This window comes from Paenibacillus sp. FSL H3-0457 (assembly GCF_037981725.1).
In the GTDB taxonomy this organism is placed as follows: Bacteria; Bacillota; Bacilli; order Paenibacillales; family Paenibacillaceae; genus Paenibacillus; species Paenibacillus amylolyticus.
In genome coordinates this window covers 1,486,589-1,507,246 of the sequence record NZ_CP150283.1, presented here as the reverse complement: position 1 = coordinate 1,507,246, position 20,658 = coordinate 1,486,589, and the positions used below count along the sequence as shown (strand labels likewise).

Below are 20,658 nucleotides of genomic sequence, written 5' to 3'. Positions count from 1 at the left end.
TCTAATGTGTTGGTTACGCGTGCTTCACATATGTCTGAACAATGTCCTGCCATTCGGTAGACACTCTAACGATATCTTCCTCAATCAGCTGACTGCCGATCTGTACCTCAATGATCTCCAGTTCCGTAACGGCTCTGACGGAATGAAGCATACTCCGGTCAATGATCACCGTATCTCCTTGCCCGATCATTCGGCTCTGCCCATCCAGAATCAATTCCCCAGTTCCCGATACAACCGTCCATACCTCATTGCGAAGCAAATGGTATTGATAACTCAGGTTTTTCCCGGCACTGATGCAGATTCGTTTGGTGAGAACCTCGCCGCCAGCTTCGTTTCTTGTGTAATCCAGAACCCGGTAGCAACCCCACCTACGCTCCTCATACATGGGGCGTTGATCCTCGTTCTTCAAGATTTCCTTGATCCGTGGGCTGGCCTCTTTGTCACTGACGAGAATGCCATCCGGACTCACGGCGACCACCACATCCGACAAGCCCAATATGGCAACCGGAATGTTCAATTCATTGACCAGGTGGGTATTCAGGGAATCTCCCGTAATCCACCCTTTTCCTACAACCGAGCTTCCCATCTCTTCCGTGAGTGTGTTCCACGTGCCTAGATCTTTCCAGAAACCGTTATACGGAATAGCGATAATCTGATTGGCTCTCTCGACAACCTGGTAATCAAAACTGATCTTGTTCAATCTTCCGTATTGCTTCAGCATCTCGTCATACTGGATCGGCAGTTCCATCTCAATGAGCAGATTAATCAAATAACCAAGCTTAAAAGCAAAAACCCCGCAATTCCATAATGCGGCCTGCTCAATCATGAGGACCGCATCGGATTCGCAGGGTTTCTCCTGGAACTTCGCTACATTCACGTATTCATTGTTATTTTCACTGGAAGATTGGGATTGCGGAATGATGTATCCGTACTTCTCTGACGGGTGCGTCGGCACAACTCCCATCAAGGCCAGATCAGCACCAGACTTATCAAGCATCTCCGGTAAGGTTGCCAGCACTTCGAAAAATTCTTTTTCAACAAAGGGATCTACAGGCAACACCGCAATCGTCTCATTCAGACTCACACTCTCTACGGAATACAGATAGGAGGCTGCCAGCGCAATCGCAGGAAACGTATCTCTGCGCTCAGGCTCCACAACCAGTCTCACATCGTCTCCCAGCTGAGAAGTCAGAATCTCCACCTGTGGCAAACTGGTCGCAATAAGTGCCTCTGATGCAAGTCCGGCATGATTCAGCTGTCTCCATACCCGCTGTACCATGGATTCCGGATTTCCGTCTGGCCCATGAAGAACTTTAAGAAATTGCTTGGATCTGGAATCGTTGGATAACGGCCAGAGACGCTTGCCAGAACCACCGGATAACAGAATGCTTCTCATAGGGCTGCACCATCCGACAACACAACCGTACTTGCTCCCTTGCCGGTCTCGGTTGGTTTGTTATATGTGCTGGTCTGATTGGATTCCAATCTGCCTGCCGGATTGCTCTTGGTCCAAGCTGCATAATAATTCGAGTTCTTGCCGTATGAATTATCCAGCAGGATGTTCGGTTGATCCAGGAGACAGGCCAGAATATGTCCATGCAGACGGGATGTCGTGATGGTTCGGTATTGATTGAATTCCTTAATGGCCGTATGTACCATCCGATCAGAGTATTTGTACCACAACCAGCGGGCAAAAGAGCTGCCTTTCCCTGACTTTAACCGGGATGTAATCATCCGAATGATCTTCCGGTCTACCCGGTTGTACAATGTCTCCCAGTCTTTAAACGTGGCCTTAGATCCACTGACGGATTCGTAATGCACCTGATTCTGAGTTTTCTCAATGTCTTTCCGGAAGAAATACAACATCTCTGCGGTAGGCTTGCTCTTGGACTTCAAAGGCCACAACTGATGCGCCATATCCGGAGATAGATACACATTGGTTTGTTGAAATTCTTTACTGGCTATCTCATAAGATAAGGTATCCCGGACAAAAAAGTGTACATCCTTATGACGATTGAATACTTGTGCTGTCTTTTTCAATTCAATATCACTCTTGTAAAACATCGTCTGTGGCAGAATGACAATCCGGTGATTCGGATGCTGGGCAATCATTCGTTCTCTCAATTTCTGATGGGCAGGGTACAGATCACCAAAGTTACCTCCCCCGTGCAACACAATCGTGATACCTTCCGGAACCTTGAGGGACAAAGGGCAATCCAGAATGCTGTATCTGGCACGTACATGAATATCATTGTCCCGGAAGAAAGCCTCAGTACCTTTCATAATCAACAAGTCGCCACCATTGCTATGCACCGGGTAATCCAAATAATAGATTTCGGTACGCGGTGGAATGACCTTCAAAATCTGACGTAAATGTCCCTTCAACTCTTCCATTGGATGAATATTGTTAGTGCCCAGCATCTCCATCTCCTCCTTGGGTGACTCTTCTTCTTTTTTTATTTAACCGTTCATAGAGAAACGTCAGATCTTCCTTGTCATAGAACATGGCGGCAAACTTCACCTTAAATACAATCTTCATCGCAGCCACAGTAACCACCATTCGTACAATGGACCCGATCAATAAAGCAATCGCAATTCCGTTGAGCCCCCACAGCGGGGTGAATACAAAGAACAAAGCCACCGTCACCGAGAGTGCAATGAGCTGTCTGATCATCACAAGTCCAGGCCGACCAAGTGCATTAAATGCGGATGCCAGAATCCAGGAGCCACCACCAATAATGCATTCCACAGCCAAAATATAAAATGCTACGCTCGCTTCCAAAAATTCGGAGCCAAACAGAAGACCCATCAGGTAGTTCCCCACAAACATGGTGGGTATTACAATGATCATCATGACCATGAGCGAGATGCGGAAGGCTCTGCCAACTGTTCGAATAATCTGCTCTTGGGGTAATCCAGTCACTTTTGGAAAAACAACGTTACTGATCGCCGTTTGAACTGCATTGTAGATCCGGGACAGCGCAAATACGACGGAATACAGTCCAAAATCACGCGGGGTGAGCAAAGCCAAAATAATGATTTTATCAAACTGGGTATACAATGTTCCTAACAATTCAACACCATACACCCTGCTGCCATAACCAAAAAGTTTCTTGGCCGAACTCTGGTCCACCCGATCCTTGAACCATCTCAGTCTTAATTCATTACGGTTGGCATAGATAGCCCACGCCACCACGGAGAAGCTGGTTACAAAATAGATCGCAGCCGCGAGCTGAATGCTCAGCATGCCCAGGCCCCATAACACAAAAAGCCCGCCTACATTAAACAGGGGGATCATTAACCGGATACCATTATATACAGCGAATTTCTCCCGACTCTGCGAGAGGGCTGATATGAGATTGATGACAATAAGTACAGGAACGGTAGCAATCGTATACCATCTGGATATCTGCACTACTTCCGGCGGAAAGCTGGAGAGCCAGAAAGGCAATCCAAACCAGGCCACAATGCCAATGATGATGCACACCGGAACTTGAAAAAGAAAGCTTAACCGAACATACTGTGCACTCTTCTCGGTTGCGCTCTGTTTGATGTTATAAATGATAGAAGTTGGTAGTCCGAATCCGACCAATCCGGTTAAGAGTGCTGGCCAGAACAGGATGGCCGAGAATGCACCCTTTCCCTCTACGCCGAACATGCGTGACGTCAAAATGGAAGACAACATCGTCAGTGTCATGACCAGCAGATTGGTTCCACTTGTCTGAAATATGGCACTCATTAAGCCATTTCCTCTGAATACTTTGCGAAGTGCAACTTGCGCCATAGCGATCCTCATCCCTTACTGTTTTGACGAAGCGACCCAACAATCATGCCGTTTCGGTAACATACTTTGGCAAGCTGACGTGTGAACCGATCTGCATTATAAATGTAGATCAGTGAGGTTGTGATCCCCTGTGCAAGCTTGATGCCATGTTTGGCCGTACGCACAACACCACGATCCTGATCCCGAATGGCATCACTCACACCTTGCCAATAGATTCGGCGCAGAAACCAGTTCTTTGTCGTTCGCTCTTTGGCTACTTTATGTTGTACCGCGCCATACGGCGTGTAATATACCTTGAACTTTGTCCGTATTCTTGCAATTAACTCACTCTCTTCACTGGAGAGGAGGTTGTTCCCCACTCTTCCAAGATCTTCACGGAAGGGAGCCAGTTGATCAAAGACAGATAAACGAAAAGCCACATTTGCCCCAAATGGAATATAAGGACTTTTCATTTCAGTGACTTCATCTGCAAAATCCAGAATGGTGAATAGCGACCTGTTCTCCGGTGGAATCCACATTGGCTCAGGTACTTCCCAGATCGGATCAATCTTGCCACCGACACAACCGATATTTTCATTCATCTCAAACACACTAACGATCTGGTGAATCCAGTCCCTGCAAGCAAAGGCATCATCGTCAAGGAAAAGGATATACTCGCCACGTGCCTCGTGAATGGCCCGGTTACGGGCTACAGACAAGCCTTGCTTTTCTTCCAACACATAACGGATCGAATGGTTCTCATGCTGCAAGATGGTTTGAAGCACGACTTCCCGTGTGTTGTCTTTTGAATTGTTATCAATGAGTATGATCTCATAGTCGCTGCTTGCGTAATTCTGTTGTATTGCACTTCGTATGGCCTCTACCGCATCCTGTGCACGGTTATACGTACAGATCGCGACGGTTACCTTCATCATTTCATCCCCATATTTTTCAATTAGGTCCACCCGTTCATCTGCACTAACTGGAGTACAGGGTAAGTGTCCTTTGGGCAATCACTGGCCAATCCAGCCGCTCCAACGCTTTGACAAAACCACTGCCTTCCTGAAACTCCGATTGTTTTAACCGGATCATATTCATCGCTTTAAGCAATCCATCCGGATCGGAAGGTTCGTAGAGGACCGCACAATCTTCGGGCAGGTATTCCTCCAACAAGCCAATCCGTGGTGCCACCACCGGTTTACAGAAGGTCAATGCCAGAATCGCACTGCCTGAAGTGGCAATTTGCTTGTATGGAAGAATGATCGAATCGACTGCATCAAAATAATCCGAATATTCATCATCTTCGATGAAATGAAAATGAGTATGAATATGTCCACTCTTGAGAAATTCATCTCCAAGGTCATAATCCTTTACCTTTTTGCCGGCAATCAACAGATGGGCTTGTTCGGAATCCAGATCCTTGAATGCCTCCAGCAAATCATCCACGCCCTTGTACGGCGACACCTGACCGAAGAACGCATACACATAACTATCCTCCGGGATGCCAAACCGGGAGCGGATATTCACCCCTTTTCCCTGATACACTCCCTTGTAATGTCCATGTGGTATAACCTCGATCCGGCTGGAATCAATCCCAAACGTCGAACAGATTTCCGAGATCAAGGGTTTACCCATGACAATCAGCTTGGAGCAATTTTGGACCAGTATTTTTCTCATCCAATAATCGAATCGCGTCTTGCCGCTGTTGTGTGGCCAGATGTTGTGCACCGTCCAGAACAATTTGGCCCCGCGCAAGCGTGCAAAACAAATCATCAATACATATAGAATCGATTTGATCACTGTTGTCAGCACGGAAGAACCCCTGTAATAGAAGCTAGGCCAATGAAAATGCAGCACATCATTTTTTTTCAGTTTGATTAGATCTCTTTTGGTAAACTGTTTCACTTCCCATCCCTTGTTCTCAATGGAATCGGATAACAGCTCATTGAATTTATTGTTCTCAATCATCTTGGGCAGCATATACACCGTCGGATTTTCCATCCAGGCACCTCTTACTTTAGTTTCATTCGCACAGGTTCCTCTGTATACGTTCCAACTGCGCGCCTTGCATGAAATCTCATTAGAAATCCTTGCATCATAATTTTGGTATTACGCTTGAGCAGCACCCAATCTTTCCACCAAGGGTACAGCGACAGTGCTTTTTTCAAATAAACGTTATTGCGAACTGTATTTCTCGACCATTCGAGCATTCGATAATGGTGTAACTGACGGCGCTTCTGTTCCTTGGACATGTCATTGTAGTATTTCAAAATAATCTTGCGTTGGCCCTTGTACTTGGCCGTTGTAGAGGTTGAAATTCGTGGACCACTATGGATGTTAATATCCACCAGCGGTTCTTTCACATTCACGGCGATGTAGCCTCGTTTCAATATACGCAGATAAAAATCATAATCCTGAGCGGATGTCAGATTTTCATCAAATCGAACTTCACGGGCCAGTGAGGTAAGTACCATGATTTTGGACGTTTCCCCGATCCAGTTGAATGTAAGCAGATCCTCATACCGAATAACATCGCGAGGTTCCACTGACAATTTCCGTTTGACCACCTGATGCTGCTCATTCGTGTATGCGAGATACTTGCTGCAAAAGGTGAATGTTTCCTGTGTACGCTCCAGCACTTCCGCCTGGGTTTTTATTTTGTCAGGCATCCATTCATCATCATCATCCAGGAAGGCAATGTACTTGCCATTGGCTTGGGATATCCCTACATTCCGTGCATGGTTGGCTCCTTTGGGATATGGAACTCGGATGTACCGAATCCGTGAATCTTCCCGGGTCCAAGCCTGACAGATCTCTGGCGTCTGATCTTCTGAACCATCATCCACAATGAAAATCTCCAGATACGGATGTGTTTGCTCCCGTACACTTCTCAACGCATTTTTCAATAACTCGGCCCGGTTATGGGTCGTAATGATGCAAGATACCAAGGGGTTCATTTCATCACCTTTTCCTGTTCACTAGGATACCTTCACTTGAAGTGCATCATATATTCCTGATAATCTGCCCACGAGAAGATTCATATCAAACTTATCCGATATAATCTCTCTGTTATGTGAACCCATTCTTGCTCTAACCTCTTCATCCGTGATGAGATATTCCAGCGCTGATGTCAGCCCGTGCACATCTCCCGGCTCGATTAACAGCCCATTATGACCGGATGTAATCACTTCGGGGATGCCTCCGACGGTGGTTGATATAATGGGCAAGCCACAATTCATTGCTTCAAGTATGGCCATAGGTAATCCCTCATGATAAGAAGGCAGGACCAGTAGATCCGCTTCCCGCATCAGTTTTTCCTTTTGCTCTCCGTTAATCCAGCCGAGTACATTGACACGATCCTCTATTCCATACTGCTGCACGATTGCTTTGACTTCTTCGACTTCGCCATCCCCTGCCAGATTAAAGGTAGCTGTAACGCCTAGCGCCTTCAATTGCTGAATGGACTGAAGCAGATCATAGACTCCTTTTCGCTCACCCAGTCTGCCCATGAACAGAGCATTAACGGCTGTTTGTTGTTCTCTTACAAACGGTTCTTTGACAAAGACCCCGTTATAAAGAACCTCAATGGCTGTCTCCGGCACAATCGTAGCAAAGTATTCTTTCCACGTCTGGGACAAGACAATCAACTTGTCTGCCTGATTCAGAATGTAGTGACAATACTTGCGCTGCAGAGCAAATTGATTGTAGAAATCATCAAAGCTAGCCGCATGAATATGCAGAATAACTGACTTTCGAAACAACTTTCGTGCGGTTAGCAGAAATAGAGACTTCCGATAAAAGCTCCCGTTGTTTGCCATATGAATATGCACGATATCCGGCTTGAACGTGTACAACTTCATCCAGAATTGCATGAATCCCCGTATAAAAATAAGCAGCCGTAATAACACACTGCCCGTGATATACGTTTCGACCCGCTGCATGGCGTACATTTCCGAGATGGAGGAATCCTCAATGTTTTTGATGACACTCACAATTCCGCCCATATCCTTCAAGGATGATCCAACAACCAATACTTTTGGTTTCATGATAGACTCCTTTTTTTCATGGTTAATCTTCATACCTCTTACAGACTGTTCACGTAATTTTTAATGGATGAGATCAGATCAGACTGTTTTCTCACATAAGGCTGGAACGTCAGCTCCTCTATGCAAGGAACCAGTTTTTGTAATTCAGCCTGACTCTCCGCGACGGCCACATAGCCGTTATCTTGAAAAACTTTGGAGATTTCAAGCTGATGGTCGTCCACATGCTCACCCCATTCTTTCCGGCGTGGAATGACAATAACGGGCTTGCCACGTTCAAGACAATTTGTAATGGAGCCAACACCCGCATGAGAAATAATGCATCTGCTGCGCTCCACATATTCATTCATCTCTTCCTGCGTGAGGAAAGGAATCATAGTGAAATTCCGCGGCTGATACTCGGTATATCCGGATTGGGCAACAACCTCTTCTTCAATAATTCCTGCCTCAATCGCCTCATCAATAAGCTCAAACATCCGATTGAAGGGAAAACGCTGGGTTCCAACGATAGCAAATATCAAAATAAAGCCCCCCTGTACTTCGCATTGGGATAGCTATCCTGCAACGTTTCCCATTGAATGAAGAACTCATCCGAGATTTTGTACATCAATCTCCCGGTTGCGCTGGAGGAATAGATTTTGGCATAACTTTCGATGTAGATCAGCTTGGCGCCGAAGATTTTACCGATAAGGCAAAAAGGATATGTGGCTCCCGCCCCTGTTGTAATGATCACCTTTGGACGCTCACGCAGATATAGAAAAAACGATTTGATAATATTAGCCACAAAGATTAGCAAGAACATCGCATTTTTACGCTCTTGCTGCATTAAGAAGTATACTTTGCCCTGTGCCGAATCGACTTTTCTGCTTTTATTTTTCTCGGTAATCAGGAAATAATCATGTTCTTCAACCGCAGGAATAATTTTGGTTAATTCATCAAAATGGCCGCCTGTAGAACTGATCAAACAGACCTTCATGTTCTAATCTCCTTTGAAAAGGATACGTCCTTGGCTCGCTGTATCTGTATATCCACTTCTGCTTCAGCCCCTGACTTGGAATGGACTCCATTTCCCGTAGCATATAACGCGTTCAGGAAGATACAGAATGGAGCAATCAGATGAACCGTGGACAGGGTATTGTCAAAAAAGGAATAGGTCAGGAAACCGATAATCATACCGGCAAAATACAACCGGATCATGCCGCCCAATCGGAAGTAAACAGCCCGAAACACCAGCAGCAGCGATAGAAACAACAGGATGGCTCCAACTAACCCGCCATCATAATAAAAACGAATGTATTCATTATGCGGAACAACGAAGCCGGAAAAGATACTTCCATCATTCGCTACAAGAGTTGAGCCGAGTCCACGTCCAAATATCGGATACTCATTTGCTTTGCCAATAAAATAATTCCAGGCTACATCCCTTCCCGACAACCCTTTGCTCTCTGACCTCATCTCATAATTGTCCCACTGCGCAATCACCATATAGGCCACAGCGACAACAAACAGAATGAGAGGAATAATGGCACTGACTCTGCCTTTGATGAAGGCTTTCAGTTGATCAAAAAGATAGACCAGAATAATCGGTATAAGCGCAATAAGTGGCCCCCTGGTTCCCGTCTGGACCAGAATGACCAGATGTGTCAAGGTAAGCATGTAATACAGAACAACCTGATGGCCTTGCTTGATCTGAATCAGACAGACGCAGATCGAGATAAAACACAACATGGCCAGATGCGCGGCGATGTTAGCACCCTGTAACCGGGTTACTCCCGACATCTCCAGGTTAGTAATGGACAATATGCCGGCGAGTTGCAGAATATAACCACCAGCAAGACTGAACAGCGGCAACCATGCGAGTACACGTATAATTCGTTGACTGATCTCTCTTGAAAAATGGGGCATCAGCAACAAAAAAGGAACAATGACTCCCAGAAAGGCCTTGAATGGATCGAGCGGACTAACCTTACTGGGCAGATCAGATAGAAAATAACTCTCCACAAATAAAAAACCAATCGCCAGTGCAGGATATATCAACTCTTTGCGAATACCAAAGCGTAGAAAAAGAGAGACGACAAAACCCAGAATGGCCAGCTTGTAGAAGGACAGCGAATCCAGTCCTGCCAGATGAATGCTAAATATTTTATCAATGGACAATGAAAAACTTACGATGAGAATCATAAAAATCCAGCTGGGCTGTTTAATATAAACGCCCAGCAGAATCACAGCTATGAGTGCAACAACCGAGACTAGCGGAAGATAGATTGCTGCGAAAACAATTACCAGCGAAAAAAGAATGATATTAAACGACTTCATATTTAATGCAGCAAGTATACCGGTCTTTTGCATATCTACTATGCCACCTCAAAGCCAGAATCGTGTTTCAAAACGCATCCTTCGAACCTACCAGCACCTTGAACGTTCTGAAGATAATTTTGATATCCACCATCATGCTGCGCTCACGGGCATACGTCAGATCCAGCTCCACCATTTCCTCAAAACCAACACTATTTCGACCGCTGACTTGCCATAATCCCGTACATCCCGGGATCATCTGAAGACGTTGTCTGTCATAGGAAGTGTAGTTCTGCACTTCTCTGGGCAGAGCCGGTCTGGGTCCAACGAGACTCATCTCTCCTCTGAACACGTTCCACAACTGTGGCAGCTCATCCAGACTGGTTTTCCGAATGAACTTGCCAATCCGGGTAATGCGGGGATCATTTTTCATTTTGAACATATTCCCGTTCACTTCATTCTGATCAATCAGCTGTTCCAGCAGATCTTCTGCATTCGCAACCATCGACCTGAATTTGTACATATGAAACTCTTTCCCATTCTGTCCTACTCGTACCTGACGAAAAAAAACAGACCCCTGCGGGGCCTCGATTTTGATCAGTAATCCGATGACCGCAAACAAGGGGCACAAAATGATCAAACCTATGAAAGAACCCAGCAAATCGAGCATTCTTTTCATAAATAGATACACTTTATCCGCATTTTGTCCTGACATCGTTGATGCATTGTACCCCAGACTTGGGTCCATAACAATCTCCGCTTCCTTCGATTGGGGAGATGGACTCATTCAAACTCCCCCCCGGCTACATGTTCTACCGACTCTTTTTCCAGAATCTGTTGCAGAGCTTGCAGCATTGGAATTCTAAGTTCCTGTTTTTGCAGAGCGAAGTCGATGGTTGTCAAAATGAATCCCAGTTTCTCGCCCACGTCATAACGTACTCCCTCGAAATCGTAAGCATACACTCCTTGTGTCTCATTTAAGCGCTGAATCGCATCTGTTAATTGAATTTCTCCCCCTTGACCAATCTCTTGTTGCTCCAGATGTTCGAAAATCTCTGGACTCAGTACGTATCTCCCCATAATCGCCAGGTTGGAAGGCGCTGTGCCTTGGGCAGGTTTCTCTACGAACCTGAGAACCTCTGTCAAACGGCCATCCGATTGAAGCGGGTCCACAATGCCGTATCTGTCTGTTTGTTCAGCCAGTACGGTTTGTACGCCAACAATGGAATGTTGAACCTGATCATATTGATCGATCAATTGTTTGGTGCATGGAACTTCCGATACGACGATGTCATCTCCGAGCAACACGGCAAAAGGTTCGTCACCGATAAAGTTACGTGCACACCAGACAGCATGACCAAGTCCTTTGGCCTCTTTTTGTCTTATGTAGTGGATATCCACGTTAGAGGATTTGCGAACCTCTTCAAGCAGGCCCAGCTTCCCTTTTTCCAGCAAGTTATGTTCCAATTCAAAAGCGTTGTCGAAATGATCTTCAATTGCCCGTTTCCCTTTACCCGTTACGATGATGATGTCTTCGATTCCAGAGGCAATGGCTTCCTCAACGATATACTGTATGGTTGGTTTGTCCACAATAGGGAGCATTTCTTTGGGCATCGCTTTTGTGGCTGGCAAAAATCGTGTACCTAGTCCAGCTGCAGGAATGATTGCTTTTCTCACTTTTTTCATAAATACCACCCTATCCTCTTTTTTTTTAGTTTGATAAAAGTTGAACCAGGGCATCTAACCCGTCCTCACGTCATACCTTCGACGATTAACGTCTAAGGTTCATTGAACCCACAGCATGACCGAGTGCCTACAGTGATAAAGGTGCAGTAGACATTACCTGTTTACTTGGGAGCATTGGATGGAAGGTTTACTTCTCTCCGTAGCCCACCGGAACTGCAGCGTTTTTGATATTGTTCAGGATTGCGCCCAGAATTCGTGCATTCACATGCTCCAGAGCAGCCTTGGTCTTCTTCACCAATTCCTTCTTGACCTTGCCCGAGTTCACGACCAGCAGCACACCATCACACAGCGAACTCACAATGAGTGCATCCGTTACCGCAAGCACCGGCGGTGTATCAAACATGATGACATCATATTGATCCTCTAACTTCTCAATCAGCCTTTTCATCCGGTTGGAACCAATCATCTCGGAAGGGTTCGGCGGAATTGGGCCAGAAGTGAATAATTGGAGATTGTCGATGTAACTCTCTCTAAGCACGTCTTCCACACTGTACTGATTAGACAGCACACTACTCAGACCGATATGATTCGGTACAGAAAACACCTGATGCAAGGAAGGATTACGCAGATCCGCATCGATCAGCAGTACTTTTTTGCCTTCCTGGGCATAGGTTACCGCCAGGTTGCTAATCGTTGTGGTCTTGCCTTCGCCGGATTCAGCGGAAGCCACCATGATTTTTTTGATATGACTGTCGATTGAGGAGAACTGGATGTTCGTCCGTAATTTACGGTATCCCTCCGAGATCTGAGATTTGGAGTTAAAATAGGTCACCAGACTGTTATTTTCATTGGTTAGCCGCGACATATTTGCCATCCCCCACTTTCTGTTGAGATACGTAATTTTTCGTATTTTTCAGATCGTCTTTTTTCATTTTGGATATCACGGTAAGCACAGGCAGGCCCAGCTCTTTTTCAAGTTCAGTTTCGGATTTGAATGTGTCATCCAGATAATCCATCAGGAATACAAGTGCAATGGCGAGCACAAGACCTGCGAACAGACTGACAATGATGCTTAATGTGGTTTTCATATTGATTGGAGATGCGTTACTATCCACTTTTGCTTCACTGAGGATAGCCACATTATCGATTTTCATGATTAGGGGGATTTGAGATTGGAACACGTTGGAGATGGCATTGACCGTTTTTGCGGCTTTTTCGTAGGTAGTTCCTTGTACAGTTATGCTCATCACTTGGGATTCGCTGGCTGTAGAGACGGAGGTGCTATTCATGAGCTGTGCAGAGGTTAAGCCTAGGTCCGGATACGTGGTAGCGACTTTATCCATAATGGCGGAAGATTTAATAATTTCTCTGTATGAGTTAATGAGTTTGATATTGGTTTGAATCATGCTGAAGTCCATCATCGCTTGGCCTTGAACGTTAGAGGTCTGGTTCACGATCAGTTTGGAACTTGCCTCATAGATGGGCTGGGTGAAGAAAATGCTTTTGACCCCTGCACCCACACCGGCTATCAAAGCAATTGCAACAATCAACCACAGTTTCTTTTGTAAGAGTCGAAAATATCCTTTCAGTTCCACTTTCATTCCTCCTATACGTTGTGATCTATCCTATGTAACTACCAGATGGACAGTAGCCATTTGCGAGGTTTCCAGCGTTCTGTGACCAGACACGAATTCGATAGAATGTGCGACGCATTCTCTGCCAGCCTCTTAACGGCTTCAGCTCCAAATCGACGCTCAATGGCCCGCTCTCCTTCACTTATGGCAAATGTCCTTTTGCACGTATCATGTGCATCTGATGAAATGAAATGAAACCCGTTTTCTTTGCAAAAATGAAAACACCACTGCCGAACTTTCCGTCCGAAAAGCCCAGTGAAAGATTGAGCGGTAAGCTGACATAGTCCGCCTTGACTCAAGTAATCAGCCAACAACTTTGGCTTCTTCAAAATGACACGATTGCGTTCCGGATGAGCAATAATAGGGGTAATTCCCGCTATTCGTAATTCATGCAGTATCCTGGGGAACTGTGAGGGAATATGACCAAAGGGTAGTTCCAGCAACATGTAACGACTTCCGGCGAGTGTGCAGCACTTTCCTGCATATAAGTCTCCAATCAGGTTGTCATGCACCCTGATCTCCTGTCCGGGACGGATCTCCAGGCGAATGTTGCGTTTGCGAAGTTCTGCATGAAGCAGGTTCACGGCCTGATTGACCACCATCGGTTCATTGTTGTATTGCCCGTTCAGGTGATGCGGAGTAGCAATAATGGAGGTAATTCCTGAGGCTGCCGCCTTCTCAGCCATCGCAACGGACTGCTCCATTCGAACAGGACCATCATCTAGGCCGGATAATATGTGGCAGTGCATTTCAACCATATCCAAACTTCCTGAAATAGTATGAGCCCCCTCGCCCCTTTATTCATTGCGCAAATGCTTTTGGTGTTAAAGAACTAATGCATAACGCTATGAAATATAGTAAAATGGCGTTAAGTACATGTTTTGTTCAGAAAATGTTAAGAATCGACTTGGAATTATATGGTGAAATCAATGTAATGATAGGGTTCTTGCAGAGCCTTTTGTTCTGTTGCCTTTTCATACTGAAAACGGGAAACCGTGGGAAACTGAACTTCAGTAAGCATTGTGTTTAACTGTCCAGTTATATATAGTTTCTGTTCGTGCTGAATATGCAAGTTTGAATGATACATTGTGAGCTCTCCGAAGGGCTGTTTCCATTGCAACCTTGCGTGAAGTCGTACACATACATGATGATCTTCAACATCCAAACCAATGAGCATTTCTGATGATACCGGCAAGTTCAGGTCGCTCAGGAAGGTGATTGCTTGAGTGTCCATTCCAAGTAACAGAACAGGGCGTCTTTTGCGGTCTACCATTTTCCCGTGAAACTCCCGAATGTACATATGGACATTTAATTTCATATCAGCCCATTCCTGAATTATTGAATACATGGTTTCATTCCTTTAGAATGGATTAGCCTACATGGACTGCCTCCACTTCCTTCTCACAGGTATATGGTCCAGGCAACCAGGAGATACTTAAAATATTCCAAATGATACATTTTGTAACTCCATACGTCCAATTTACGATACAATACGTATCATGTCAAGCGGTATTTGGACATGGTTCTTTTGATTTACGACAATTTGAGATGTCCTTAGACAGACCTATTTACAAATGGAAATGGGTTAAAGGAAACACATGAGGAGTTACTCTTTTGCAGGAAAGCTGCCCTGATCAAACACTTGGCTCAGGATTGTTTCAATATATATTTGATGTCGTTCAGGGGGAAATAGCTTATGAGCTACGGAAATCGCATTGCGGAATTACGGGAACAGCGGGGACTTACTCAAGAAGAACTTGCGAGCTCCATTCATATTACAAGAGCTGCTCTCTCCCACTACGAGAAGAATCGACGTAAACCGGATTTCGAAGTGTTAACGAGACTTGCTGACATCTTTGATGTGTCTATTGATTATCTTATAGGACGTACAAAGCAAAGTGATGTCGTGATGGATGAAGACGTACGTGATTTCGTGGATACCTTGGAGTTATCGGACAAAGAAGTGTTAGAACGCTTCGATCTGATGATTGATGGGAAGTCTTTAACAGAAGAAGAGGCACGTCGTTTTATTGCATTTGTCCGAATGGAACGCAGCATGGACTAAACCCGAAAAGAGGACCCAGTTCCCGAGAGATAACCTCTCTGGCTTCTGGGCTTTTTTTGTGTCTTAATTCTTTTTCATTCCATGCTTGTCTATTGTGTCAAGGACGCTTGTTGTTGACGGAGGATACGAAATGGTTCCAACGCTCCGGGTCGATTCCGCATTGCAGTAACACCTTCATGATGTCCATCTGGGTTGCTTCGACTTGTTTACCTGTCGGCCTACGATCGTCCCTGTTTGGATGCTTCATATTCATTCCGCTAACCTCTCTTATCTTTATACTTTCCCTGCCCTCCAAAACTAGCCTTATTATACTTGAGAAAGTTCCTCGATGTTGTCGTCTCATGGCGATAACGTTTTTTGATGGGGTTCTAATTTTGTCGAAAGCAAAATAGGAGCAATATGGTGCCGGAATGGCAACCATATTGCTCCTATTATTCTTAATACAACCTGTTCATGCACTTATAACTTTGAACAAGGAAGTTATTAACCTCCAGCACGTGCAAGTTCACGCATATTCGCTTCAAACGCTGCAAGCAGCGCTGCTTCTCCAGTCAAACCTGTTGCCTGAATCCGTTCGATCTGTTCTGTCATACGTTTGAAGTCCTTCGGAATAACCCGAACGAACTGATTCAGCGCATATTGCCAGTTATCCAGAACGCGCTGACCGACAGCACTTCCTGTGTTGGCAACATGACGTTGAATCATGCCTCGCAGATCTGCACTTTCGGCCACATCTTCGATACGCTCCAAAAGAACCATTTCCAGATTACAACGTTTCAGGAATGTGCCTTCCGGATCATACACATAGGCAATACCTCCGGACATCCCTGCTGCAAAGTTACGACCTGTATCGCCCAGTACAACGACACGTCCACCTGTCATATACTCACAACCATGGTCGCCTACACCTTCAACGACTACTTTGGCGCCCGAGTTACGTACAGCAAATCTCTCACCCGCAATACCACGGATATATGCTTCACCGCTTGTTGCTCCGTAGAGAGCCGTATTACCGATAATGATGTTATCTTCCGCCTCAAACGTTGCTTTCGGAGAAGGCATCACGATCAGTTTACCTCCGGACAGTCCTTTACCTACGTAGTCATTGGAATCCCCTTCAACGGTCAAGGTCATACCTTTAGGTACAAAGGCCCCAAAGCTTTGTCCGGCAGAGCCGACAAATTTGAATTTAACCGTATCTTCAGGCAATCCTGCGAGTCCATATTTGCGTGTGATCTCACTACCCAAAATGGTACCTACTGCACGGTTAACGTTTGTAATTGGAAGCACCGCTTCAACCGGTTGACTGGATTCAATAGCAGACTGTGCCAGTGGCAACAATTGTTGCATATCCAGCGTTTCTTCCAATTGGTGATTCTGATGCTGTGTACGGTAACGTGCAGAGCCTTCCGGCATTTCAGGCACGTGCAGCAATACAGACAGATCCACACCTTTTTTCTTCCAGTGATCTACGGCTTCTACCGTTTCGAGGCAATCTGTACGTCCGACCATCTCCTGAATAGTACGGAAACCAAGATCAGCCATGATCTCACGAACATCTTCAGCAACAAATCGCATGAAGTTAACCACATGAGCTGGATCACCCATATAATTTTTACGCAATTCCGGATTCTGTGTCGCTACACCAACCGGACAGGTATCCATCTGACAGACACGCATCATGATACAGCCAAGTGCAACGAGCGGTGCCGTAGAGAATCCATACTCTTCTGCTCCAAGCAAGGCAGCAATCGCCAGGTCACGGCCGTTAAGCATTTTGCCATCTGTTTCGAGGACAACACGGTCACGCAGATTGTTCAACATCAACGTTTGATGTGTCTCTGCAAGACCTAGTTCCCAAGGCATACCTGCGTGGCGAATCGAACCTTGTGGTGATGCACCTGTACCTCCGTCATAACCGCTGACAAGGATAATATCAGCACGGCCTTTGGCTACACCAGCTGCGATGGTACCCACGCCAACTTCCGATACCAGCTTCACGTTAATCTCAGCACGCGGATTGGCATTTTTCAAGTCATAGATCAGCTCTGCCAGATCTTCGATCGAGTAGATATCGTGATGCGGTGGTGGCGAGATCAGACCTACACCCGGTGTTGATCCACGAACTTCAGCAACCCAAGGATACACTTTACGTCCTGGCAGTTGTCCGCCTTCACCTGGTTTAGCTCCCTGAGCCATTTTAATCTGAATCTCATCGGCATTAACCAAATAGTTGGATGTAACACCAAAACGTCCGGATGCTACCTGTTTAATCGCACTGCGACGGGAATCCCCGTTGCTATCTTTAATGAAGCGAGCCGGATCTTCTCCACCTTCACCGGTATTGGATTTACCTCCAACACGGTTCATAGCGATGGCAAGATCTTCATGTGCCTCTTTACTGATCGAACCGAAGGACATTGCACCTGTTTTGAAACGACGCATGATATCTTCTACGGATTCAACTTCTTCGAGTGGAATGGAAGCTCCCACCGGTTTCAGCTTCAACATGGAGCGAATGGTCAACAATTGATCATTCTCACCTTGTACAAGTTTGGAATATTTTTTATACAGCTTGTAATCCCCAGTGCGTACTGCATGTTGCAGGGTATGAATGGTTTGCGGATTGAACAGATGCTCTTCTCCGTCGTTACGCCATTGATAATCCCCACCGGAATCCAATACTTTATCGTTACCGTCTTTTTCCGTAAAGGCACGGTTATGATGTGTCAACGCTTCGGCTGCCACTTCTTCCAACCCAATTCCACCGATACGGGAAGGTGTCCAGGTAAAGTAACGGTCAACGAAGTCTGATTTCAGACCCACCGCTTCGAATATTTGAGCTCCCCGATACGATTGAATCGTAGAAATCCCCATTTTGGACAACACTTTAGTAACGCCTTTGGTAGCTGCTTTAATGTAGTTTTTCACTGCTTTCTCATGCGAGATACCACGCAGCAATCCTTGCTGAATCATGTCATCCAGCGTTTCAAAGGCCAGATAAGGGTTCACCGCACTTACACCATAACCCAGCAGCAACGCGTAGTGGTGAATATCACGCGGTTCTGCCGATTCAAGCATAATGCTGACTTTGGTTCTGGTTCCCTGGCGAATCAGATGGTGATGCAGACCTGCTACAGCAAGCAATGCAGGAATGGCAGCATTCTCTGCGTCCACACCGCGGTCAGACAGGATCAGAATGTTATGACCTTTGTCGATGACACGATCTGCAGCTTCGAAGAGCAAATCCATCGCTTTGCGAAGTCCTTCTGCCCCTTCCGCAGCGGTGAAGAAGATTGGAATCGTCATGGAGCGGAAGCCTGGGCGACGCACATGGCGAATCTTCGCAAAGTCTTCATTAGACAATACCGGTGTATCCAGACGGATCTGGCGACAACTCTCCGGTTCAGGGTTCAACAAGTTGCGCTCAGGACCAATGGTTGTTGCCGTAGACGTTACAATCTCTTCACGGATTGCATCGATTGGCGGGTTGGTTACCTGGGCGAACATCTGTTTAAAGTAGTTGTACAGACGCTGGGGACGATCGGACAGCACAGCCAGCGGTGCATCATAACCCATCGAACCCGTAGCTTCCATACCTGTTGTTGCCATCGGCTCCAGGATTTTACGTAGTTCTTCAAATGTATAACCATAAGCGAGCTGAAGCTGGGTCACGTTATCATGTTTTGGATCAGGAAGTTCCGGTGCGTCCGGCAACTCGCTCAGATCCATCAAATGCTCATCAAGCCAATCCTGATACGGATTCTCGGCTGCAATGATTGCTTTTACTTCCTCATCCGCGATGATGCGGCCTTCTTGTGTATCCACAAGCAACATCCGACCTGGACGCAGACGATCTTTGTACAGGATCTCTTCCGGCGCAATATCAAGTACCCCAACTTCGGAGGACAGGATAATACGGTCATCCTTGGTTACATAATAACGAGCTGGACGCAATCCATTACGGTCAAGTGTTGCACCAATTTGCAAACCATCTGTAAAGGCCATTGCTGCTGGTCCATCCCAAGGCTCCATCATTGTGCTGTGATATTCATAAAATGCTTTTTTGGCAGGGTCCATGTCCTCATCTGTGCTCCAAGGTTCAGGAACCATCATCATCGCCACGTGTGGCAGGGAACGACCACTCAGATACAGGAACTCCAGCGTGTTATCAAACATGGCTGTATCCGAACCGTCCGGATTGATAACCGGTTTTACTTTCGCGATGTCGTTACCAAACAACTCGCTCTCGAACAAGGATTGCCGTGCATGCATCCAGTTCACGTTACCACGCATCGTATTGATCTCACCGTTGTGGATCATGAAGCGATACGGGTGGGCACGTTCCCAGCTTGGGAAGGTGTTGGTACTGAAACGGGAATGCACAAGTCCAATGGCCGATTCCACGAGTTCTTCCTGCAGATCCAGATAGAACCCGCCAACTTGTTCAGTTGTCAGCATGCCTTTATATACAATTTTGCGACAAGACATGCTCGGAAGGTAGAACGAACCACCTTCTGCTTCATCTGCCGAATAACGAATAGCCAGCTCAGCACGTCTGCGAATAACATACAGCTTACGCTCGAATCCAAGCTCATCCTTCACATCTGCGGATCTTCCAATAAACACCTGACGTACATAAGGTTTTGCTGCAAGCGCAGAACGGCCAAGCATTTCATCAAAAGTAGGAACATCCCGGAAACCCAGGAACGTCTGACCTTCTTCTTCAATAATCTTCTTAAGGCACTCTTCATGCGCACTGCGAATGGCAGGGTCCTGGGAAAGGAACAACATCCCTACGCCATAGAATCCCTGTTCAGGCAATGCAAAACCAAGGCGTTTCGCTTCCTCTGCAAAAAAGCGATGTGGAATCTGAATCAGGATACCTGCTCCGTCACCGGAATTCGGCTCACTTCCCTGTCCTCCACGGTGTTCCATGTTACTAAGCATGGTCAGTGCCTGACTAACGATATCGTGTGAAGGTACTCCTTTGATGTTGGCAACAAAACCCATTCCGCATGCGTCTTTTTCGAACTGCGGGTCATACAGACCCTGTTTTGGAGGTAATCCGATGTGTCTCATGGAACGCAACCTTTCTATAATGAAGTATTTCGGAAAGATCAAGAACATAGGCAACAGGCAACAATGAAACGGGAGGAGCTGGCCTTTCGC

19 protein-coding genes are annotated in these 20,658 nt (G+C 46.0%); 1 reads left to right on the top strand and 18 read right to left on the bottom strand.

All coding sequences use genetic code 11. From position 1 onward, the window contains the following. Positions 1-13: 13 nt before the first annotated feature. The 16 genes from MHH25_RS06700 to MHH25_RS06625 all read right to left on the bottom strand — a co-directional run bounded on the left by MHH25_RS06700 (position 14) and on the right by MHH25_RS06625 (position 14,739). Positions 14-1,396: a sugar phosphate nucleotidyltransferase gene (locus MHH25_RS06700; RefSeq protein WP_340019546.1), complete on the bottom strand. Its 1,383-nt coding sequence runs from the start codon at positions 1,394-1,396 to the stop codon at positions 14-16. Then, positions 1,393-2,421 (bottom strand): polysaccharide pyruvyl transferase family protein, encoded by a 1,029-nt coding sequence (locus tag MHH25_RS06695; protein ID WP_340019545.1) that lies wholly within the window; start codon positions 2,419-2,421, stop codon positions 1,393-1,395. The genes MHH25_RS06700 and MHH25_RS06695 overlap by 4 nt, the downstream gene beginning before the upstream one ends. Further along, positions 2,408-3,784, bottom strand: a complete 1,377-nt coding sequence (locus tag MHH25_RS06690) for an oligosaccharide flippase family protein (RefSeq protein ID WP_036668918.1) — start codon at positions 3,782-3,784, stop codon at positions 2,408-2,410. Before MHH25_RS06690 ends, MHH25_RS06695 begins: the two co-directional genes overlap by 14 nt. 8 nt (positions 3,785-3,792) lie before the next feature. Beyond that, positions 3,793-4,698 carry a glycosyltransferase gene (locus MHH25_RS06685; protein ID WP_235431526.1) on the bottom strand — a complete coding sequence of 302 codons (906 nt, stop codon included), beginning with the start codon at positions 4,696-4,698 and terminating at the stop codon, positions 3,793-3,795. 43 nt (positions 4,699-4,741) lie between these two features. Continuing rightward, positions 4,742-5,764 (bottom strand): glycosyltransferase, encoded by a 1,023-nt coding sequence (locus MHH25_RS06680; protein ID WP_076209611.1) that lies wholly within the window; start codon positions 5,762-5,764, stop codon positions 4,742-4,744. Between the two features lie 11 nt (positions 5,765-5,775). Continuing rightward, positions 5,776-6,720, bottom strand: a complete 945-nt coding sequence (locus tag MHH25_RS06675) for a glycosyltransferase family 2 protein (protein WP_340019544.1) — start codon at positions 6,718-6,720, stop codon at positions 5,776-5,778. Positions 6,721-6,741: 21 nt separating this feature from the next. Continuing rightward, a complete protein-coding gene (locus tag MHH25_RS06670) occupies positions 6,742-7,809 on the bottom strand; it encodes a glycosyltransferase family 4 protein (RefSeq protein ID WP_340019543.1) in 1,068 nt (355 codons plus the stop codon). A 38-nt stretch (positions 7,810-7,847) separates the two neighbouring features. Next, positions 7,848-8,327 carry a PssE/Cps14G family polysaccharide biosynthesis glycosyltransferase gene (gene pssE / locus MHH25_RS06665; protein ID WP_339189194.1) on the bottom strand — a complete coding sequence of 160 codons (480 nt, stop codon included), beginning with the start codon at positions 8,325-8,327 and terminating at the stop codon, positions 7,848-7,850. Then, positions 8,324-8,782, bottom strand: coding sequence for a PssD/Cps14F family polysaccharide biosynthesis glycosyltransferase (gene pssD / locus MHH25_RS06660; protein ID WP_036611329.1), 459 nt, complete (start codon positions 8,780-8,782; stop codon positions 8,324-8,326). Before pssD ends, pssE begins: the two co-directional genes overlap by 4 nt. After that, positions 8,779-10,155: an O-antigen ligase family protein gene (locus MHH25_RS06655; RefSeq protein ID WP_076319065.1), complete on the bottom strand. Its 1,377-nt coding sequence runs from the start codon at positions 10,153-10,155 to the stop codon at positions 8,779-8,781. The genes pssD and MHH25_RS06655 overlap by 4 nt, the downstream gene beginning before the upstream one ends. Before the next feature lie 34 nt (positions 10,156-10,189). After that, positions 10,190-10,849, bottom strand: coding sequence for a sugar transferase (locus MHH25_RS06650; protein WP_243391516.1), 660 nt, complete (start codon positions 10,847-10,849; stop codon positions 10,190-10,192). A 35-nt stretch (positions 10,850-10,884) separates the two neighbouring features. Next, the gene (galU, locus tag MHH25_RS06645; RefSeq protein ID WP_036611572.1) at positions 10,885-11,787 is read right to left on the bottom strand and encodes a UTP--glucose-1-phosphate uridylyltransferase GalU; all 903 of its coding nucleotides are present in this window, start codon (positions 11,785-11,787) and stop codon (positions 10,885-10,887) included. A 187-nt stretch (positions 11,788-11,974) separates the two neighbouring features. Beyond that, positions 11,975-12,652, bottom strand: a complete 678-nt coding sequence (locus MHH25_RS06640) for a CpsD/CapB family tyrosine-protein kinase (protein WP_036611333.1) — start codon at positions 12,650-12,652, stop codon at positions 11,975-11,977. Next, on the bottom strand, positions 12,633-13,388 hold the full coding sequence (locus tag MHH25_RS06635; protein WP_235193748.1) for a Wzz/FepE/Etk N-terminal domain-containing protein: 756 nt from the start codon (positions 13,386-13,388) through the stop codon (positions 12,633-12,635). The genes MHH25_RS06640 and MHH25_RS06635 overlap by 20 nt, the downstream gene beginning before the upstream one ends. Positions 13,389-13,420: 32 nt before the next feature. After that, a complete protein-coding gene (locus tag MHH25_RS06630; RefSeq protein WP_036611338.1) occupies positions 13,421-14,179 on the bottom strand; it encodes a CpsB/CapC family capsule biosynthesis tyrosine phosphatase in 759 nt (252 codons plus the stop codon). Positions 14,180-14,334: 155 nt separating this feature from the next. After that, positions 14,335-14,739, bottom strand: coding sequence for a hypothetical protein (locus tag MHH25_RS06625; protein WP_340019542.1), 405 nt, complete (start codon positions 14,737-14,739; stop codon positions 14,335-14,337). 378 nt (positions 14,740-15,117) lie between these two features. Between MHH25_RS06625 and MHH25_RS06620 the strand changes: the two genes are divergently transcribed. Continuing rightward, positions 15,118-15,486, top strand: coding sequence for a helix-turn-helix transcriptional regulator (locus MHH25_RS06620; protein ID WP_036668894.1), 369 nt, complete (start codon positions 15,118-15,120; stop codon positions 15,484-15,486). 97 nt (positions 15,487-15,583) lie between these two features. On the opposite strand, the gene MHH25_RS06615 is transcribed toward MHH25_RS06620, so the two are convergent. Together MHH25_RS06615 and gltB are read right to left on the bottom strand one after the other, a co-directional pair. After that, the gene (locus MHH25_RS06615) at positions 15,584-15,739 is read right to left on the bottom strand and encodes a hypothetical protein (RefSeq protein WP_017690128.1); all 156 of its coding nucleotides are present in this window, start codon (positions 15,737-15,739) and stop codon (positions 15,584-15,586) included. Between the two features lie 230 nt (positions 15,740-15,969). Continuing rightward, entirely contained in the window at positions 15,970-20,568 is a 4,599-nt protein-coding gene (gene gltB, locus MHH25_RS06610; RefSeq protein WP_340019541.1) for a glutamate synthase large subunit, read from the bottom strand. Positions 20,569-20,658: the final 90 nt, after the last annotated feature.

Bases quoted from the DNA above. Each gene is read 5' to 3' on its own strand.
- MHH25_RS06700 (WP_340019546.1), bottom strand. From the start codon at position 1,396: ATGAGAAGCATTCTGTTATCCGGTGGTTCTGGCAAGCGTCTCTGGCCG.
- MHH25_RS06695 (WP_340019545.1), bottom strand. From the start codon at position 2,421: ATGCTGGGCACTAACAATATTCATCCAATGGAAGAGTTGAAGGGACAT.
- MHH25_RS06690 (WP_036668918.1), bottom strand. From the start codon at position 3,784: ATGGCGCAAGTTGCACTTCGCAAAGTATTCAGAGGAAATGGCTTAATG.
- MHH25_RS06685 (WP_235431526.1), bottom strand. From the start codon at position 4,698: ATGATGAAGGTAACCGTCGCGATCTGTACGTATAACCGTGCACAGGAT.
- MHH25_RS06680 (WP_076209611.1), bottom strand. From the start codon at position 5,764: ATGGAAAATCCGACGGTGTATATGCTGCCCAAGATGATTGAGAACAAT.
- MHH25_RS06675 (WP_340019544.1), bottom strand. From the start codon at position 6,720: ATGAACCCCTTGGTATCTTGCATCATTACGACCCATAACCGGGCCGAG.
- MHH25_RS06670 (WP_340019543.1), bottom strand. From the start codon at position 7,809: ATGAAACCAAAAGTATTGGTTGTTGGATCATCCTTGAAGGATATGGGC.
- pssD (WP_036611329.1), bottom strand. From the start codon at position 8,782: ATGAAGGTCTGTTTGATCAGTTCTACAGGCGGCCATTTTGATGAATTA.
- MHH25_RS06655 (WP_076319065.1), bottom strand. From the start codon at position 10,155: ATGCAAAAGACCGGTATACTTGCTGCATTAAATATGAAGTCGTTTAAT.
- MHH25_RS06650 (WP_243391516.1), bottom strand. From the start codon at position 10,849: ATGGACCCAAGTCTGGGGTACAATGCATCAACGATGTCAGGACAAAAT.
- galU (WP_036611572.1), bottom strand. From the start codon at position 11,787: ATGAAAAAAGTGAGAAAAGCAATCATTCCTGCAGCTGGACTAGGTACA.
- MHH25_RS06640 (WP_036611333.1), bottom strand. From the start codon at position 12,652: ATGTCGCGGCTAACCAATGAAAATAACAGTCTGGTGACCTATTTTAAC.
- MHH25_RS06635 (WP_235193748.1), bottom strand. From the start codon at position 13,388: ATGAAAGTGGAACTGAAAGGATATTTTCGACTCTTACAAAAGAAACTG.
- MHH25_RS06630 (WP_036611338.1), bottom strand. From the start codon at position 14,179: ATGGTTGAAATGCACTGCCACATATTATCCGGCCTAGATGATGGTCCT.
- MHH25_RS06625 (WP_340019542.1), bottom strand. From the start codon at position 14,739: ATGAAATTAAATGTCCATATGTACATTCGGGAGTTTCACGGGAAAATG.
- MHH25_RS06620 (WP_036668894.1), top strand. From the start codon at position 15,118: ATGAGCTACGGAAATCGCATTGCGGAATTACGGGAACAGCGGGGACTT.
- MHH25_RS06615 (WP_017690128.1), bottom strand. From the start codon at position 15,739: ATGAATATGAAGCATCCAAACAGGGACGATCGTAGGCCGACAGGTAAA.
- gltB (WP_340019541.1), bottom strand. From the start codon at position 20,568: ATGAGACACATCGGATTACCTCCAAAACAGGGTCTGTATGACCCGCAG.